General features: G+C 57.6%; 16 protein-coding genes and 1 pseudogene. 14 read left to right on the top strand and 3 right to left on the bottom strand.

What is annotated here, in order from left to right; translation table 11 throughout:
* Window positions 1-253: 253 nt before the first annotated feature.
* The 7 genes from HY298_01565 to gatB all read left to right on the top strand — a co-directional run bounded on the left by HY298_01565 (window position 254) and on the right by gatB (window position 8,389).
* Complete coding sequence (locus HY298_01565; GenBank protein MBI3848966.1) at window positions 254-775, top strand: hypothetical protein; 522 nt, start codon at window positions 254-256, stop codon at window positions 773-775.
* A complete protein-coding gene (locus HY298_01560; protein MBI3848965.1) occupies window positions 769-1,800 on the top strand; it encodes a M23 family metallopeptidase in 1,032 nt (343 codons plus the stop codon). The genes HY298_01565 and HY298_01560 overlap by 7 nt, the downstream gene beginning before the upstream one ends.
* 156 nt (window positions 1,801-1,956) lie before the next feature.
* A complete protein-coding gene (locus HY298_01555) occupies window positions 1,957-2,751 on the top strand; it encodes a prepilin-type N-terminal cleavage/methylation domain-containing protein (GenBank protein MBI3848964.1) in 795 nt (264 codons plus the stop codon).
* A gap of 83 nt (window positions 2,752-2,834) precedes the next feature.
* A complete protein-coding gene (locus tag HY298_01550; protein MBI3848963.1) occupies window positions 2,835-4,010 on the top strand; it encodes a pyridoxal phosphate-dependent aminotransferase in 1,176 nt (391 codons plus the stop codon).
* 98 nt (window positions 4,011-4,108) lie between these two features.
* Complete coding sequence (locus HY298_01545; GenBank protein MBI3848962.1) at window positions 4,109-5,017, top strand: alpha/beta hydrolase; 909 nt, start codon at window positions 4,109-4,111, stop codon at window positions 5,015-5,017.
* Window positions 5,018-5,365: 348 nt separating this feature from the next.
* The gene (locus HY298_01540) at window positions 5,366-6,652 is read left to right on the top strand and encodes a hypothetical protein (GenBank protein MBI3848961.1); all 1,287 of its coding nucleotides are present in this window, start codon (window positions 5,366-5,368) and stop codon (window positions 6,650-6,652) included.
* Between the two features lie 261 nt (window positions 6,653-6,913).
* Window positions 6,914-8,389, top strand: coding sequence for an Asp-tRNA(Asn)/Glu-tRNA(Gln) amidotransferase subunit GatB (gene gatB, locus HY298_01535; GenBank protein MBI3848960.1), 1,476 nt, complete (start codon window positions 6,914-6,916; stop codon window positions 8,387-8,389).
* Window positions 8,390-8,753: 364 nt separating this feature from the next.
* Here the strand turns inward: gatB and HY298_01530 are convergent, their stop codons facing one another.
* Together HY298_01530 and HY298_01525 are read right to left on the bottom strand one after the other, a co-directional pair.
* Window positions 8,754-9,164, bottom strand: coding sequence for a hypothetical protein (locus tag HY298_01530; GenBank protein MBI3848959.1), 411 nt, complete (start codon window positions 9,162-9,164; stop codon window positions 8,754-8,756).
* Complete coding sequence (locus tag HY298_01525; GenBank protein ID MBI3848958.1) at window positions 9,161-9,307, bottom strand: hypothetical protein; 147 nt, start codon at window positions 9,305-9,307, stop codon at window positions 9,161-9,163. The genes HY298_01530 and HY298_01525 overlap by 4 nt, the downstream gene beginning before the upstream one ends.
* Window positions 9,308-9,318: 11 nt before the next feature.
* Here HY298_01525 and HY298_01520 point away from each other — a divergent pair, with 11 nt between their 5' ends.
* From HY298_01520 to HY298_01495, 6 genes and pseudogenes are all read left to right on the top strand, one after another.
* Complete coding sequence (locus HY298_01520; GenBank protein MBI3848957.1) at window positions 9,319-9,546, top strand: hypothetical protein; 228 nt, start codon at window positions 9,319-9,321, stop codon at window positions 9,544-9,546.
* 130 nt (window positions 9,547-9,676) lie between these two features.
* Window positions 9,677-11,092 (top strand): UDP-N-acetylmuramate:L-alanyl-gamma-D-glutamyl-meso-diaminopimelate ligase, encoded by a 1,416-nt coding sequence (gene mpl / locus HY298_01515; GenBank protein ID MBI3848956.1) that lies wholly within the window; start codon window positions 9,677-9,679, stop codon window positions 11,090-11,092.
* A gap of 115 nt (window positions 11,093-11,207) precedes the next feature.
* Complete coding sequence (locus HY298_01510; protein ID MBI3848955.1) at window positions 11,208-12,920, top strand: hypothetical protein; 1,713 nt, start codon at window positions 11,208-11,210, stop codon at window positions 12,918-12,920.
* Window positions 12,921-13,163: 243 nt separating this feature from the next.
* On the top strand, window positions 13,164-13,604 hold the full coding sequence (locus HY298_01505) for a septal ring lytic transglycosylase RlpA family protein (protein MBI3848954.1): 441 nt from the start codon (window positions 13,164-13,166) through the stop codon (window positions 13,602-13,604).
* 149 nt (window positions 13,605-13,753) lie between these two features.
* Window positions 13,754-15,070 (top strand): annotated as a pseudogene (locus HY298_01500) (sulfatase-like hydrolase/transferase).
* A 36-nt stretch (window positions 15,071-15,106) separates the two neighbouring features.
* A complete protein-coding gene (locus tag HY298_01495) occupies window positions 15,107-16,468 on the top strand; it encodes an arylsulfatase (GenBank protein ID MBI3848953.1) in 1,362 nt (453 codons plus the stop codon).
* Between the two features lie 50 nt (window positions 16,469-16,518).
* On the opposite strand, the gene HY298_01490 is transcribed toward HY298_01495, so the two are convergent.
* Entirely contained in the window at window positions 16,519-16,959 is a 441-nt protein-coding gene (locus tag HY298_01490; GenBank protein ID MBI3848952.1) for a hypothetical protein, read from the bottom strand.
* A 269-nt stretch (window positions 16,960-17,228) separates the two neighbouring features.
* On the opposite strand from HY298_01490, the gene HY298_01485 reads away from it, so the two are divergent.
* Window positions 17,229-17,624, top strand: coding sequence for a hypothetical protein (locus HY298_01485; protein MBI3848951.1), 396 nt, complete (start codon window positions 17,229-17,231; stop codon window positions 17,622-17,624).
* Window positions 17,625-17,738 lie beyond the last annotated feature (114 nt).

The following is a 17,738-nucleotide window of genomic DNA, read 5'->3' as shown; positions in this document are numbered from 1 at the left end:
CAAGTTTAACAACGCCAAAGTGAGAAAATCTGCGCGATGAAATCTTCGCGGTCATCGCACAACAAAAAAGACCACCGGTTAAGGTGGTCTGAATCCATCAACCGCAACTTCAGGCTTTGACCGGTTTGATCTTGGCCGCGGTTTTTTTCCGCTTCAGGTAGGCCGCCCGACGTTTCCGCTTTTCAACTTTGTTATATTGTTTGCCCATAAGTATCTTTACAATGCCAACGCACTTAGTTTGTTTATCAAGACTATGATGATTCGCTCGCAACGGTTCAACACCTATTTGTTGCTGACGCTGTGTGTGTCGTTGACCGGCGGCTGCCGCACAGCCGAAAGCAAACGGAAACACGAACTCACTACGCTGCGTCTGCACCTCGAGGTGAACCCGGACGGCACCCAGCATAATGAGCCAGTCCCGATCTACCGCGCAAAGCCATCCTTGGTAAACGTGGATAAAAAGCCTTTCATTGACGAAGGGCATGTGGCCAAAGCCGCGGTCATTGATGTCCTGGGTGGTTTCGCCATTCAGGTCCAATTTGACCGTCAAGGCACCTGGTTGCTCGAGGAATACACCACCGCGAACAAAGGGAAACACATCGCCATCTTCAGCCAGTTCGGCGAAGTCCGCTGGCTCGCCGCGCCGGTGATCTCTCAACGCATCGCCGATGGCCTGTTCACCTTTACACCCGATGCCTCGCGTGACGAAGCCGAGCGCATCGTTGCTGGATTGAATAATGTGGCCGGGGAAATCAAGAAGCGATCCAAATGGTAACCCGCGCTGCGAGTCACACCCGAGGCGGAGTGGTCATCCTTCTGCTTTCCCTGACTGCCGCTTACGCTCCAGCCCAAACCTTTCAATTACCCACGGCCAACCACTCACTCTTTGAAAAAGGCAGCGAAGAAAAATTCTTTGTCGGGGTCGTCGGCAAACCCTGGACCAGCGGCACCTTCGGCTGCGTCCGGAGCGGCGGCGCGCAATTCCACGAAGGACTGGACATCCGCTGCTTGCAACGCGACAAGCGCGGCGAACCCATCGACCCGGTCATGGCCACCGCCGATGGCACTGTCGCCTACATCAACAGGAAACCTTCACTCTCCAACTTTGGAAATTACATTATCTTGCGGCATCAGATTGATGGACTGGAAATTTATTCCACTTACGCCCATCTACGCAGCATCCGCGAGGGATTGAAAATCGGGCAGACCGTCAAAGCCAGCGAAACCATCGCCATCTTGGGACGGACGAGCAACACGCACGAGGGCATTTCCAAAGATCGCGCGCACGTTCACTTTGAACTGGATCTATTCCTTAACGACCACTTTGCGAGCTGGTTCAAAAAAGCCTTTCCCGGCGAGCGCAACGATCATGGCGACTGGAATGGCCGCAATCTCGTCGGGCTTGATCCGCGATTGATCCTGTTGGCTCAGCAATCCGAATGGAAAAAATTCAGCACGCTCGATTTCATCCGCCATCAAACTGAACTCTGCCGGGTGTTCGTGCGGGCAACGCATTTTCCCTGGCTGAAGCGCTACGGCGCGTTGATCCGCCACAATCCGACTGCGGAAAAAGAAGGCGTGATCGGTTATGAAATCGCGCTCAACTTTAACGGTCTGGCCTTTGAACTCATCCCACGTTCCGCTTCGGAAATCAAAAGCCGGAGCAGATTTCAACTCCTCTCGGTCAATGAAGCCGAACACGAGAAAAATCCATGCGGCCGATTGGTCACGAAGAAAGGCAGGCGGTGGGAGTTGAGCAATCAAGGGATGCATCTGCTGGAACTGTTGACCACCCCATAGTTTGAGGCGACCGCCCAAAATCCAGGTGGCGGATATGCTGATATCTGTTATCATCGTTGAGTCAACCGACCACGATGAGCGGGTATGAAGGTGATCGAGCTGTTAAACCCAGAGGCAGCTTCGCAAATTCGCCGTTCCCACGGCCACCAAATGCGAATGGCTTTCACGTTGATCGAACTCCTCGTGGTCATCGCCATCATTGCCATCCTCGCCGCGCTGTTGTTGCCGGCTCTCGCCCGAGCCAAGGACAAGGCCCGCGCCATCGCCTGCCTGAGCAATCTCAAGCAACTGGGAACCTGCTGGCAACTCTACGTGCTCGACAATCATGACGTCCTTCCGCCGAACGACTCGGTCATGTCGATGGGCGGCGGCGTCATCGCCAAAGACATCTCCTGGTGTCCGGACCACGCGCGCACCGACACCAACACCGTCGATCTGGAGAGCGGCGTGCTGTTCAAATACAATCGCTCCGTGGCCATCTACCATTGTCCCGCTGACCAATCGAAGATCGAAACCTCCTCCGGCCAGCTCCTCTCCCAGCTTCGCAACCGCAGTTACAACATGAGCCAATCCGTCAATGGATTCCCAGAATTTCAGGACGCCTTCAACGTCATCGCCAACATTCCAGCCTGGAAAAAGTTTTCGGAAATCCGCAAGCCTTCCCCGACCCAACTTTTCGTGTTCATCGATGAACATGCCGACACCTTGCTCGACGCTCAATTTGGTAACCCGCCCGTTGGCTCGATTTATTTCCCGCAAGACATCTGGTTTGATATGCCCGCCGACCGGCATAATCAGGGCTGCAACTTTTCATTCGCTGACGGTCATGCCGAACGTTGGCGTTGGAAAGCCCCGAAGGTATTCCGTTTTCTCGGTCAGAAACCCGACCCGGACGAAATGCCGGATTATCGCCGCATCCAAAATGCCATGAAGCAATGGTCCGATGATTGACAGACAGGAACCGCTGGCGTTGATTTCTTCCAGAATTCCACTTGCGCCTCCATGCGCGGATGCTATTTCTCTCCGGCCATTTTATGAACTATAAAATTTCGCATCGCGCCGCGGCGCTGACTCCGTCGCTCACACTGGCCATTGATTCCAAGGCCAAGCAGATGAAGGCGGACGGCATTGACGTCGTCGGCTTTGGCGCCGGCGAACCGGACTTCGATACGCCGCAACACATCAAGGACGCCTGTGCCAAGGCGCTCGCCGACGGCTTCACCAAATACACGCCCGCCGCCGGCATCCCGGAGTTGCGCCAGGCCATCGCCGACAAATTCAAACGCGACAACGGCCTCACTTACAAACCGTCGCAGATCATCGTCTCATGCGGTGGCAAACACTCCTGTTTCAACGTCATCCTCGCTACCTGTGAAGAAGGCGACGAAGTCATCATCCCTTCGCCTTACTGGTTGAGTTACCCGGAAATGGTCAAGCTCGCCGGTGCCACGCCGGTCATCGTGCCCACCAGCGACGAAACCGAATTCAAAGTCACAGCCGACCAACTGCGCGCCGCCATCACTCCGCGCACGCGCCTGTTCATTTTGAATTCGCCCAGCAATCCGACGGGTTCGCTCTACACCCGCGACGAAATCAAAGCCCTCGGCGACATCTGCGTCGAGAAAGGCGTGCTCATTATGAGCGACGAGATTTACGAGAAACTCGTCTATGACGGCGCGACCCACACGAGCGTCGCAAGTTTTTCACCGGCACATTACGAACATACCGTCGTTGTTCACGGTTTCGCCAAGGCGTATTCGATGACCGGCTGGCGGCTCGGTTACCTCGCCGCGCCGGAGCCGATCGCCAAAGCCATCGACGCCATTCAAAGCCACAGCACGAGCAACCCCACTTCCTTTGCGCAAAAGGGTGCCGTCGCCGCGCTCAACGGCCCGCAGGATCATTTGCCGGTCTGGCTGGCGGAGTACGCGAGGCGCCGCGCCTACGCGTGGAAAAAGTTAAGCAGCATTCCCGGCATCAGTTGCGTCAATGCCAAAGGTGCATTCTACCTGTTCCCGAACATCTCCAAGCTCGGCCTCAAATCCACCGAGTTCTGCGCAAGACTGTTGGAACAGGAAAAAGTCGCCGCTGTGCCTGGCATCGCGTTTGGCGCCGACGATTACCTGCGCATCAGCTACGCCACCAGTATGGCGAACATTGAGAAGGGATTGGAACGGCTGGAACGCTTCTGCAAGAACCTGGTAAAATAATGGCGGTGCTGCAATCTCGAGGATGGCTGGGAGGTTATCTGTGGTTAAATATTTCCAGTCTGCTTGATTTCCACGGCGTCGCTCCTCAAGCTTGACCCATGACATTACGTCGCTTCGTTCGCCTGGTTCTCTTGAGCCTGTTGGCAGTGGTCCTATTGATCGGCATCAGTGTCGGCAGTGTGTGGTGGTATTTCCATCCAGCCGTCACGCGCACCGACGGGATCGTTTACACCGAACGGCACGGTCACAAACTCAGTTTCGACATCGTCCGCCCTGCGCATCCGAACGGCTTGGGCATCCTGCTGATGGTCAGCGGCGGCTGGCATTCCTCAACAAATGACTTTCGTCCGTTCATGGCGGCACCGTTGATTCGTCGCGGCTACACGGTGTTCGCGGTTTCGCATCTTTCCCAACCGAAGGCCACAGTCATGGAGATCGTGGAGGATGTGAATCGGGCGACGCGGTTTATCCGGTTTCATGCGCGGGAGTACGGTATCGACCCGGATCGCATCGGCGTGACGGGCGGCAGCGCGGGCGGACACTTGAGTTTGATGCTCGCCACGCGCGGTGGCTCCGGTCCAAGCGACGCCGCCGATCCGGTGGATCGCGCAAGCAGCGCAGTCCAGGCGGCAGCCATTTTTTATCCAGTAACCGATCTGCTCAATCTCGGCCCTTCGACGGAGAATCTCGGCGACGGCGGGCCGCCAAAAAGTTTCCTCAAAGCGTTTGGGCCGCAAGGCACCAATCTGGCCGTCTGGAAAGTCATCGGGCGGGAGGTGTCGCCGATTTACTACATCACGACGAATCTGCCGCCCACGCTGATCATCCACGGTGGCGCGGACACGTTGGTGCCGTTGGAACAATCCGAACATTTTCAGACGCAGGCGCGCGCCATCGGACGCAACGTGGAACTCATTATTCGTCCCGGCAAACAACATGGCTGGCTGACGATGTTTTGGGATTTCCGGTTGTGCGCCGACTGGTTCGACAAATATTTGCGGAAATGACCAAGTGCTCGCTCAGGGTGTTACGTGGGGAGCACAGCCGCCCCGGCTGTGGTTCGGCGCGCCCTCGCACCGAACGCTTCGCGTGGCTTCAGTAGCAAATGCTTGGCTCCAAAAGCACCCGGATGCCAACGACGAGGACATCGTCGGCCGCGCCCGGGGCGGGCGCGCTCCCCAGATTTCACAATCGATCAATTTTTGTTTGAAGAAGGCTGGCTTTGAGAACCTCGACGTGGTCAACATAGTTCCATGCTCGCGCGATTTCTCCTTTGCGTAGTCTTGCTGTTGATTGGTTTGAGCGACTTGCAGGCCGCTGAACCCACGCCGCCGGGCACGAACCAAGCCGCCGCCTTGCAAGTGGCCACCTTCGATGTCGATGCCACGCCGCCGGTGGGCAGCATGATGGCTTACGATCCCGTGACCAACAAATGGGACCTCGGCCTGCGGGCGCGCGGTATCGTGATCCTGGGTGCCGGCGAACCGATCGTGTTGTGCGCGGTGGATTGGATCGGCATCGGCAATGAAGGGCACGATGCGTTTCGTTCCGCCCTGGCACGCGCCGCCGGAACCACGCCTGCGCGAGTCACCGTGCACGTCTTGCATCAGCACGATGCGCCGGACTGCGATTTTTCGGCGGAACGAATCCTCAAGGAAGCCGGACTTGAGCCGCGACAGTACGAGGGCAGTTTTCAACGTCAGGTGATCACCAACCTCGAAGTCGCCATCCGCGAGACCTTGCCGCGCGCACAGCCGATAACTCATCTCGGGCTGGGTGAAGCGCGCGTGGAAAAGGTGGCGTCGAACCGGCGCATCCTCGGTTCAGATGGAAAAGTTCGCGCCGTGAGGTGGACGGCCACCACCGATCCGGCAGTGCGCGCCGAACCCGAAGGCACGATTGATCCGATGGTTTCGTTGATCAGTTTTTGGAACGGGGAGCGTCCCGTGGCGGTGCTGAGTTACTACGCAACGCATCCCCAGAGTTATTATCGGACGGGCATCCCGAATCCGGATTTTCCCGGTATCGCCCGCTTCCTGCGGCAGTTGGCGGTACCGGCGGCGCTGCACGTCCATTTCAACGGTGCGGGAGGCAACATTGGCGCGGGAAAATACAACGATGGCTCGCCGACCAATCGCCTCGTGCTCGCCGAACGTCTAGCCGACGGCCTGCGGCGCGCATGGGAAAACACCAAGCGTGAAGTGATTAGCGCTACGGATGTGGGTTGGACGGTCGAGTCGGTGGCGCTGCCGCCGGCGAAGTATTTGTCGATTGAGAAACTTGAAGCTCAACTCAAGGCCAAAGATCCCGCATTTATTGCGCAAGGCGAAGTCGCCAAACTGGCGTGGCTGCGACGTTGCCAGTCAGGTCACCGGATCGACGTTTCGTGTCTCCGAGTTGGGCGCGCGCGCATCCTGCATCTGCCGGGCGAACTGTTTGTGGAGTATCAGCTCGCCGCCAAAGCGGAGCGCAAGGACTTGTTTGTGACCATGGCCGCTTACGGTGATTATGCGCCGGGATACATCGGCACCGCGATCGCCTACGAGCAGGGCGGTTACGAAACCAGTCCGAGTTCATCGAACGTCGCTCCGGAAGTTGAAGGCGTGCTGCTCGGCGCGATCCGCAAGCTGCTAAAGAATTAGATTGATTGCCAACATAAAGGAGCATGGACCGCCGAGTCCGCGCGAAGACCGGCTGCCGAAAATCCTTTGAATCGCTTGCGAGATGGAAACACGCGGACTCGGCGGTCCGCGCTCCGGGAATTGGTCAACAGGCCCTCACTCCTGGCAACAAGTTTAATCCTGCGATGTGTTTACTTTGCGAAAAGCCAGACCCGACATATTTGGCGGTGCGGAAAAATCCGTGTTCATCGGTGTTCATCCGTGGTTAAATCTTCCCGCCTTATGGACTACGAAGCTGTCATCGGACTGGAAACCCACGTCCAGTTGAAAACCAAATCAAAAATGTGGTGCGGATGCGCCAATGCGTTTGGCGCGCCGCCGAATACAAACGTCTGCCCGGTTTGTCTGGGAATGCCCGGCGTGTTGCCGGTGGCCAACGACGAGGCGCTGCGCCTGACGGCGCTGACAGGCCTTCTGCTTAACTGCCAGATTCCCCGCTTCGCCAAATTCGATCGGAAGAGTTACTTCTATCCGGACATGCCGAAGAATTACCAGATCACCCAATACGACAAACCGTCCACAATCAATGGCTACGTGGATTTCGAATTCAACGGCGGCATTTCGCGCGTGCGGATTACTCGCGCGCATCTGGAAGAGGACGTGGGCAAGAACATTCATTTCGAGCGCAACAGCGGTGTCGATTTCAACCGCGCCGGCGTGCCGCTCATGGAGATCGTTTCCGAGCCGGACATCACCAGCGCGAACATGGCCTACGAATATCTCAACGCGCTCAAGGACATATTGATCTACGGTGGAGTTAGCGATTGCGATATGGAGAAAGGCATGGTGCGCTGCGACGTGAACGTGAGCGTGCGACCCAAGGGCACGAAAGAACTCGGCGCCAAGATCGAGATCAAAAACATGAACAGCTTCAGCGGCGTGCGGAAGGCGTTGGAGTACGAAATCCCCCGCCAGCTCGAGGTGTTAAAGAAAGGCGGAGAGCTGCACCAGTCCACCCGTCGCTGGGACGACGTGGGCGGCATCACTGAAGAGATGCGCACCAAGGAGCACGCGCATGACTATCGTTATTTCCCCGATCCCGACCTGATGCCCTTCGAGCCAAGCGACGAGTGGCTGGCCGCAGTGAGGACGCGCGTGGTGGAACTGCCGATGGCGCGCAAGCAACGGTTCATGCGCGATTACCAATTGCCAGCCGGCGACGCGCAGACTTTTGTTTGGGACGTGGCGCTGGGAAATTATTTTGAAGGGATTGCGAAGCCAGCGAAGAACCCTAAAGCCGTCGCGAACTGGGTCATCAACAACCTGCGTGCAATGCTGGCAGAAGTTGCCCTCACCCCGTCCCTCTCCCCATCGGATGGGGAGAGGGTGGCGAAGCCGGGTGAGGGGTTGCTCAACCTCAAATTCAAACCGGACGCATTGCTCGAACTGGTCGGCTTGGTGGAAAACAAAACCATCAGCAGTTCCGCCGCGCAGCAAGTCTTTGCCGAAATGTTCGACACCGGAAAATCTCCGGCCGCCATTGTTCAGGAGAAGGGTCTGGCCCAGGTCAGCGACACCGGCGCGATTGAAAAATTCTGCGACGAAGTCATTGCCGCGAATCCCGGCCCGGCGAATGATTTCAAATCTGGCAAAGCCGCCGCGCTGAATTTCCTCAAAGGCCAGGTGATGAAGTTGAGCAAGGGCAAGGCGAACCCCGCGCTCGTGGGCGAGATTCTGGAGCGGAAGTTGAAGGGTTGAGTCGGAGCGCGGACAGCCTGAGACCGTCTCAAAACTCATTTTCGAACCATCGAATCCGCCTGGCTACTTCATCAAAGTGCGCCATATCGAAAAATGGAACGTTAACGAAAATTCGCTCGCGAGTTTTGAGACAGTCTCGCCTTGTCCGCGAGTTGGAGTTCAAGCTTTAGCTTGTTCCCGTCTGCATAAGCTGAATCCGGGCTGGCTCATCGCCTGGCTCGTGGTGGAATCAAAGCAGTCGAAATCAACCGCGAACGCCGCTGAACATGCAATATTTTCTCGCCACTAAAAGGCGCAAAGGGCGCAAAAGATTTCTCCCTCTCCGCCTCGAACGGAGAGAGGGCCGGGGTGTCGAATCCTCGCATCAGTGCGTGTTATATTTTTGCCAAGACAAGAGAGTAATCACGCGATTCGAAGAGCCGAGTCGGATCGCTTCTTCCCAAAGTTCGGCGCGAGCCTGCCGTTCAGAAAACCAAAGCTCGGTTTGCGTTGCGCCTTCTTCGATTGTGGGGAACGTGTGAGCAATTGCTTTTTGGGTTGGGCTTCGTTCCGGTATTTCCCGGTTGCCAAGGTATCCAAATCCGATGGCGCGCGCTTCGTCAGAAACGAAGTAGTAGAGGACGCTTTCGTCCTCAGAAACTACAGCTAGGTGCGGCTCAGGGGTAAAGCGAGTGTAGCGAAATGCCGAAGCCTGTAAGCTGGCGTCGCAATCGTCCGCCAGCTTTCTAATCTGTTGAAGACTTAAGAAACCTCGTCGCCCCATTCTAGCTTTCATCGTTGCGGCAGGTAGCTGCCATAATCATTGAAAGGCTGCGTCCGGACACGGTCGCCGCTGTCGATCATACGTTCCGTCGCTTGCGACCAGCGCGGGTGCGGCACGGCGCGGCCAATGTTGACGGTGCTGCAAGGTGCAAGCACAGTATCCCCGTATGACGCTCAGAACACTGCGAGAAATGCGGGATGTCGCACCGTTCAAGCCGTTTGATATTCATTTGTCGGACGGACGGGTGTTGCCGGTGGTCACAACCGATCATCTTCTGTTCATGCCCAAGAACCCCGAGTTCATCGTCGTTTTGCCTGATGGCAGCTTCCGAATTGTTGACCCCGCCCAAGTCGTGAGCGTCGGGCCGAAATCCGCGCGGACTAAAGTCCACTGATCACGTCAGCGGCTGCAACCAGGAGCGCGGAATTCTGCGATTTTTTTTCGTCGGCTTTTGGACACGCGGAGTTCCACGGTCCGCAGATTCGGCTTTTCTGTTTTGCTCGTTTCCCTATCGTTCCTCCGCGATGTTTTCCGAAATCAAATCAGTCCACTTCATCGGCGTCTGCGGCACCGCCATGGCCTCGACGGCTGCAGCGATGCAAGAGAAAGGCTTTTCCGTCACCGGTTCAGATCAAAAAATCTATCCGCCGATGTCCACCTTCCTCGCCGAGCGGAAGATCGAGGTGATGTCCGGTTACGCTGAGCGCAACCTCGCGCACAAGCCCGACCTCATCGTCATCGGCAACGCCATTTCGCGCGGGAATCCCGAAGCTGAGTTCGCCCTGGATCACAAACTGCGCTATTGCTCGTTGCCGGAATTGCTCAAGGAATTCTTCATTCGTGGTAAACGCTCCATCGTCGTTGCTGGCACGCATGGCAAGACGACCACGACTTCGCTGCTCACGTGGGTTTTCGAGCACAACGGTTTGAATCCAAGTTTTCTCATCGGGGGCATTCCCCTGAACCTGCGGCAGGGGGCGCGTTTCACCGACTCCGATAAATCGCGAGCGGGCAGCGAGTGGTTTGTCATTGAGGGCGACGAATACGACACGGCGTTCTTCGACAAGCGTAGCAAGTTTGTTCATTACCTGCCGGAGGTCGCGATCATCAACAATGTGGAGTTCGATCACGCGGACATTTTTGAAAATCTCGCTGCAATCCAGACTTCTTTCAAACATTTCATCCGGCTGATCCCGCGGAACGGTCTTCTGCTCGCCAACGGCGATGATGCCAACCTCGCGCCGCTGTTGAATGTGACGCATTGCCCGGTGAAACGTTTTGGCCTGGGCGAAGGCAACGCCGTTCGAGCCTTCAACATCCGGTACGGTCCGACCGCGACTGAGTTCGAGATTCCCAGCTTCAAGTTCCACACGAACTTGGTTGGGGAACTCAATGTGCGTAATGCGCTGGCGGTGGTGGCGTGCGCGAAGCATTGCGGGCTGTCGAACAAACAAATCCAGTCGGCGTTCGATACGTTTAAGGGGATCAAGCGGCGGATGGAAGTGCGCGGTATCAGCGGCGGCGTGACGGTGGTGGATGATTTCGGGCATCACCCGACGGCGATTCGCGAGACGTTGAGCGCGTTGCGAATCAAATATCCGAGCCAAAAAATCTGGGCCATCTTCGAGCCGCGCAGCAACACGACGCGACGAAATGTTTTTCAACAGGAACTCGTGACTGCCTTCGCCGATGCCGACGCCGTGGTGGTTTCACAGGTTGCGCGGTTGGAATTGTTGTCGCCCAGCGAACGTCTCGATCCGGCGCGGTTGATGCAGGATTTGAAGACTGCGGGGAAAGGTGCCGCGTATCTGCCGGATGTGGACGCGATTGTGGAGCACACCGCGAAGAATGTTCAAGGCGGCGACGTGGTCTGTGTGTTCAGCAACGGCGATTTTGGCGGGATTCACCGGAAATTGCTGGCACGCTTGGGGCGTATTTGACTCGCCTGGCGTGGAGTTCTGCTCGAAAACCAGCCGCGCGGGACGGGCTGAATAAACGATTTCCGATCTGGTCTAAAAGGTTGAATGAAGACGTTGGTGGCTGCATATTAAGATTATGAAAAATATGAAATGGTTCGCGTTGATCGCGTCAGTGGCGCTGCCACTGCTGGCGGGATACAGTCAAGCGCCGGTGGCCCAAGCTCCGACTGGCCCGGAGCAGTCCCCGCCCACTGGAACGGCCCCAACCAACGTCTCCCCAAGCGTGGCCGAGGTGATCAAGCTCGCTGAGTCGGGAGTCGGCGAGGATGTAATCCTGTCTTTCATTCAGAATTCAAAATCAACTTACGACCTTTCGGCGGATGATGTTTTCTACCTCAAGGATGTCGGGCTGTCGTCCCCGGTCATCACGGCGATGTTGAACCACGACAAAGCGCTGGGCAATCAATCCCAGCAATACGCGCCGACACTTCAAACGCCCGCTGCACCGGCGGCCGTGGAAGCGCCAGCAACACCACCCGCGGCTCCCGCGCCAACTTATGTCAGCAATCCACCCGTCGAGGTGAATTATTTCTACAATGATCTTTCACCCTACGGCACCTGGGTTGTCATTGATGGATACGGTTGGTGCTGGCAACCGCGGGCGGTGGTGATCAATCGCGGCTGGCGGCCTTACTGCGACGGCGGCCACTGGATTTACTCTGACGCGGGATGGTATTGGGCGTCGGATTATTCCTGGGGTTGGGCACCATTTCACTACGGTCGCTGGTATCTGGACGCCCGGTGCGGCTGGGTCTGGTTGCCGGACCGGGTCTGGGCGCCGGCCTGGGTGACCTGGCGCGTGGCGGGTGACAGTTGTGGCTGGGCACCCTTGCCGCCGCACGCGACCTTCGATGTCGGAGTAGGTTGGCGCTTCAATGGTGTCCACGTGGGCGTGAACTTCGATTTCGGTCTGCACTTCGACCATTTCGTTTTCATCGGGTTGGGAGATTTTTGTGACCGCGATATTCGCAGGCGCTGTTATCCGGTGACTCGAGTCAAAAACGTTTACAAGAACACAACCATCATCAATAACACGACGGTCGTGAACAACAACACCATCGTCAATCGCGGCGTAGCTGTGGAAAAAGTGTCGGCGGCCAGTCATACGGAAATCCGAAAAGCCAGCATCCGCGAAATGCCCGCCGGCGCCGGTAAAGGGTTGAGGATGCAGGCTTCAGATAAGAACGCGCCGATCATCTATCGCCCGCAACTTAAAGCGCCTGAAAGACCGGTAAAGGTGGTGGCGCAAAAATTGGATGCTCGGCACCCGGTCATTCAGCATACCGCCATCGCTGCGACGAAAATAGAGCGGAAATCGGAGACTGGAAACAGTGGAACGACTTCAGTATTTACTCCGCGGAAATCCCAAACGGAAACTCCGGGTGCTCCGCAGCAACGCTCAAGAGGTGCGAAATCACCGGCGTCACCTCAAAACCAACCCGGCCGGCGGAATTATCAGCCGCCGCGAAACGCTCCCTCTGCTCCGACGCCATCGCGACCTTCGGAAGAGCGCAAGCAACCGACGCGCTCAGGCCCGGCCGAAAGGTCGGAAGCGGGACCGACACCGAATCCCGTGCAGGCTTACGGTCAAGGCCGGGCGAACTCCGGCCTGAAAGACTCCTGGAGGCAGAACCAGCAGTACTATCCCAAAGGCTTCTACCAGAGTTCCGAAGGCAGGTCCCGTTCGAAGGGGTATGAGCGCCAGGAAGCTTCGCCGAGATTTCAGTCTAATGACCGTCAGGATTCTCCTGCTTCGCGCTCCGGCAAAGATAAAGACCGGCCGAATTAAGGTTCTCGCACCGCCGCCGTTACTTCCCGACTGGTGGACACCACCGCCGCTTTGCGGAACGGCGCATCTGATTCTTCCACGGGAATTCCATCTGCAGCCAGGAGCTGGGGGCATCTGCGGACAAGTGTCTTGCATCCGGAATATCGGTGTCAGGTTCCTGGCCAGACTCGACCCGCGCGGCGACCGCAAGTCCCCGGCAGCCCGAGTTACAGCGCTTGGACTGGAGACTGCTTATTCCGGCGTATGCGCGATACGCGACGGAATTTCAACCGCGACAAGGCAACAGCGACCAGCGTCTTGGTCACGGTGCTCCTCCTGGGCTGGCCTTCCGCCCATGGCGATTCCAGCCGCCCGGTAAACGCAGGCTTGGGCGAAACTGTTCGCGTCACTACTTCGGCGGAGCTTGGCGTTGCTTCATTTTACGCGGACCGGTATCAAGGCAATCCGACGGCGAGCGGTGAGATTTTCGACATGCATCAACTGACGGCGGCCCATCCCCGGCTGGCATTCGGCACGCGCGTGAAAGTGACTCACCTCGGCAACCAACGCTCCGTCATTGTGCGAATCAACGACCGCGGGCCGTTCCTTCAGGGCCGCATAATTGATCTCTCGCTGGCAGCCGCGCAGGAATTGCAGATGGTCCGCGCCGGCCTCGCACAGGTGAAAGTGGAAATCCTGAAGTAACGCAGTCCGCCGCCCGGCTCTGGCGCAAGCAAACGGTGCCGAACTCGAGATTGCCCGCCTCCCGCCTCTTCATGTAGAACTCAGCCCAACCGAATCTGGAAATGCGCTCTGGGTTCGACCTTGAAGTGAACTTGAGTTCGATAGTGCGAATGACGCGGTTTCTGTGGATCGCCAGTTGGCTGACGAGCCTCCTTCTCATCACACCGGCTGTGGCTGCCCCGCTCGCCACAACGCCTCCCAACATCCTCTTCATTTTGAGTGACGACCAGCGGTGGGACACCATCCACGCGCTTGGCAATCCGGAAATCCTAACGCCGAACCTCGACCAACTGGTTCAGCGCGGCTTCCATTTCAACAACGCCTACTGCATGGGGTCGATGATCGGTGCCGTGTGCACGCCTAGTCGCACCATGCTCATCACGGGTCGCTCGCTCTGGCACATCCCGGCCAATCCGGCCGCCAAGACTGCGCCGTCCGGTGTGCCGCTGCTGCCCAATCTCTTGAAGGAGGCCGGTTACGTCACTTTTCACTGTGGCAAGGCGGGCAACACCTGCACCTTTGGCCTCGCGGCGTTCGACATCAACCTTGCCACGCAAGGCCGTACGGCGCTGTCCGCCACGGAACATGCGGACAAAACCATCGAATTTCTGAAAAACCACGACGGCAAAAAACCGTTCTTCATTTATCTCGCGCCGCCGGTGCCGCACGACCCGCGCCTCGCGCCCGAACAATTCGTCAAGCTCTACGACCCGGCGAAACTGGCGCTCTCGAAGAATTTCCTGCCGCAGCATCCCTTCGACAATGGGTGGTTGCATGGACGCGATGAAGAACTCGCGCCGCATCCGCGCCCGCCGGAAGTCATGCGACAGCATCTGACGGATTACTACGCGACAATCTCACATCTGGACCATGAAGTCGGTCGAGTCCTCGATACGCTCAAGGAACGCGGCTTTGCTGATGACACGATCATCATTTACTCCAGCGATCAGGGCCTCGCCGTGGGCGGGCGTCATGGTCTCATGGGCAAGCAGAATCTTTACGAGCATGTGAAACCGCCACTCATCTTTGTCGGTCCGGGCGTCGGGCACGGACAAAGCGATGCGCTGGTTTATCTTTACGACTTGTTTCCGACCATTTGCGACTTCGCCGGTGCACGCATACCCGATATCATCGAAGGGCACAGCCTTCAGCCGATCATTCAAGGGCGGCAGCGGAACATTCGCGACTGGCTGTTTGGCGCCTTCAGCGATTCTCAGCGCATGGTTCGTGATGACCGCTGGAAACTCATCAAATACAACGCGAACGGCGTGAAGAACGCGCAGCTTTTCGATCTGAAAAACGACCCGGATGAAGCGCACGACATCGCCACCAACCCGAAGCACGACCGCGAGCGCGCACGGCTTGAAAAGTTGATGCTTACGGCACGAAGACAATTCGGCGACCCGGTGGATTTTGAGGCAAGTCGGGTCGTTGTTGCAGAGGCCACGGTGCCGCCCAAATCAATGTCACCGCCGCGTCCGAACATCGTGCTTGTGATGACCGATGACCAGGGTTACGGCGATTTGGGTTTCACAGGAAATCCCATCCTCAGAACGCCGCACATCGACGCGTTTGCCAAAGAGAGCCTGCGCTTCACCGATTTCCACGTAAGTCCGACTTGCGCGCCCACGCGTTGCGCGTTGATGACCGGACGCCACGAATTTCGGTCCGGCGTCACGCACACAATCTTCGAACGTGAGCGAATGAGCCTCAAGTCGACTACCATCGCACAAGTTCTCAAATCGGCGGGCTACACGACCGGTATTTTCGGCAAGTGGCATCTCGGCGACGAGGCGGCGTATCAGCCTGACCAGCGCGGCTTCGATGAGGTGTTCATCCACGGCGCGGGCGGGATCGGACAGACTTATGCGGGCAGTTGCGGCGACGCGCCGGGTAACACTTACTTCAATCCGGCGATCCTGCACAACGGTCGTTTCGAGAAAACCAAAGGTTACTGCACGGATTTATTTTTTGGCCAGGCATTGAACTGGATGGATGCGAAGCGCAAGGAGAAGTCACCGTTCTTCGCCTACATTACGCCGAACGCCCCGCACGCTCCGCTCCAGTGTCCCGAAGACTACGCGAGTCGATACGCAGGCAAGGTGGACATGACCGTCGCGAAGTTCTACGGGATGATTGAAAACATCGATGACAACTTCGGACGGTTGCTCGCGAAACTCGATGAGTGGGGCATCGCGCGCGATACGCTGGTCATTTTCATGACGGATAACGGTGGCACGGCTGGCGTGAAGATTTTCAACGCGGGCATGCGCGGTCAAAAGGTGACGCCCTACGAAGGCGGCACGCGCGTGCCGTCATTCTGGCGCTGGCCCGCCGGATTTCAAGGCCGACGCGACTGCGCGGCGCTGACCGCGCACATTGACATATTTCCGACGCTGGCCCAAATCGCCCAGGCCAAAGTGCCGGAGCAGGTCAACCTAGACGGACGCAGCCTCCTGGCGTTACTCAAAGATCCGCAGGCCAATTGGCCCGATCGCTTCCTCTTCACGCACGTCGGTCGGTGGCAACGCGGGAAGGCCGAACAGTCAAAGTTCGTCAACTGCGCCGTGCGCAACGCCCGCTTCCACCTCGTTAACAATACGGAACTCTTTGATCTCAAAGCCGACCCTGGCGAAACCAACAACGTCATCGTTGAACATCCCGAGATCGTGTCCCAAATGCGCGCGGCCTACGACCAGTGGTGGAGTGAAATCCTCCCGGCGCTGGAAAATGAAAATGCCATCGGCCCGAAGGTAAATCCGTTCAAGGAACTTTACTGGAAGCAATTCGGCGGCGAACCAGACACCGGAAGCTCGGTCAAATAAAAGCCGCCCGGCCGCCGTCGATCGCGACGATGAATCTTCAACAGGCCGTATTACTTCTTCTCCGCCTGTCGCTTGGCTTCCCAGTCACGCGATTGGGGTTCGCCGTTGCGTTCAAATTCGACTTTGCCCTTGATGGTCTCCGCCGTGACCTTGCCGGAATACTTGAGGGTAAACTTGTTCCCGTTGAATTCCCGGGTCGCCTTGAATGAAATGTCACTCCCCGCAAGTTTACCCTCTTCAATGGTCGTGTCCGTGGTGGTACCGCCGCGGGCGGGGGAGGTGATGGTGCCGGTCACTTTATCGCCGTCCAGCTTGAGCTTGGCAGTGTTCGTGCGGTCCGGGCCGCCATTGCGACCCGGCGTGATCCACATCCAATTGCCGGTGGGGTCAACTTTCTTGTCCTCGGCCTGTGCCAGGACCACGGCACCGAGCAACAGCGTGGCGCAGGCGGCGTATTTGATGAGAGATGTCAACGGCTGTTTATTTTGCATAGGTATCCTTGGTCAGTATTGTTTGTAGCCATTCCAGAGAAACCAATCCATTGGCACCCTTTGGAACGGCTGATGCGCAAAAGTGCTTTGGCTCCATTGGCAAGTCAATGGGTATTTGTGCCCGTACCAGACTGGCCCGTCGCGCTCGACGTCGGCGGCTCAACTCATCCGCCTGATCCGGCTTTACTCATCTTCGGTTTCGAGCTGGGCGCCGGCTCTTGGCGCGGACAACCTTGTGGACGGCTGACCAGGATCGACTCCTGGGCACCATGACGGATCGGGACGTTGCACAATGTCTTGGTCGATCGCGGCAGGCGATGACCGAGCGACGGCGCAAACTCCGCATCCCGCCGTTTCAGCCTCACCGCCAGCCTTGGAACCGGCGGGAAAAAGAGTTGCTGGGCACGATGCCGGACCCACGGCAGGCGCGGTGGCTGAAGCGAAGCGTCGAGAGTGTGGCCGCGCGCCGGGCCGCCAAGGGCATTCCCATCTTCAATCCCAAAAAGCAGCGGTGGAAACCCGCCGCCGACAAATTGCTGGGCGAACGCCCGGACACGCAGGTCTCAATGCTCCGAGAGATCAGCAAACAGGCGGTGCAGCATCGCCGCAACCGCCTTGGCATTGCGCTGCCAGGCGGGAAAGGCAGGAATCGGCGTCGGCGGTGAGTTTCGGAAAACCTGACGCTGGAAAAGCAACGCGTCCCCGCATCGTCGTCGGACGTGCTTCCACTTTCCATCCCAAACGAATCGCGGTCCACCCCATCGTCAGTCCTCGTAGTA

Source organism: Verrucomicrobiota bacterium, from assembly GCA_016200005.1.
In the GTDB taxonomy this organism is placed as follows: domain Bacteria; phylum Verrucomicrobiota; class Verrucomicrobiia; order Limisphaerales; family PALSA-1396; genus PALSA-1396.
The sequence above is the reverse complement of the archived record's forward strand: the minus strand, read 5'-3'. Positions and strand labels throughout refer to the sequence as shown.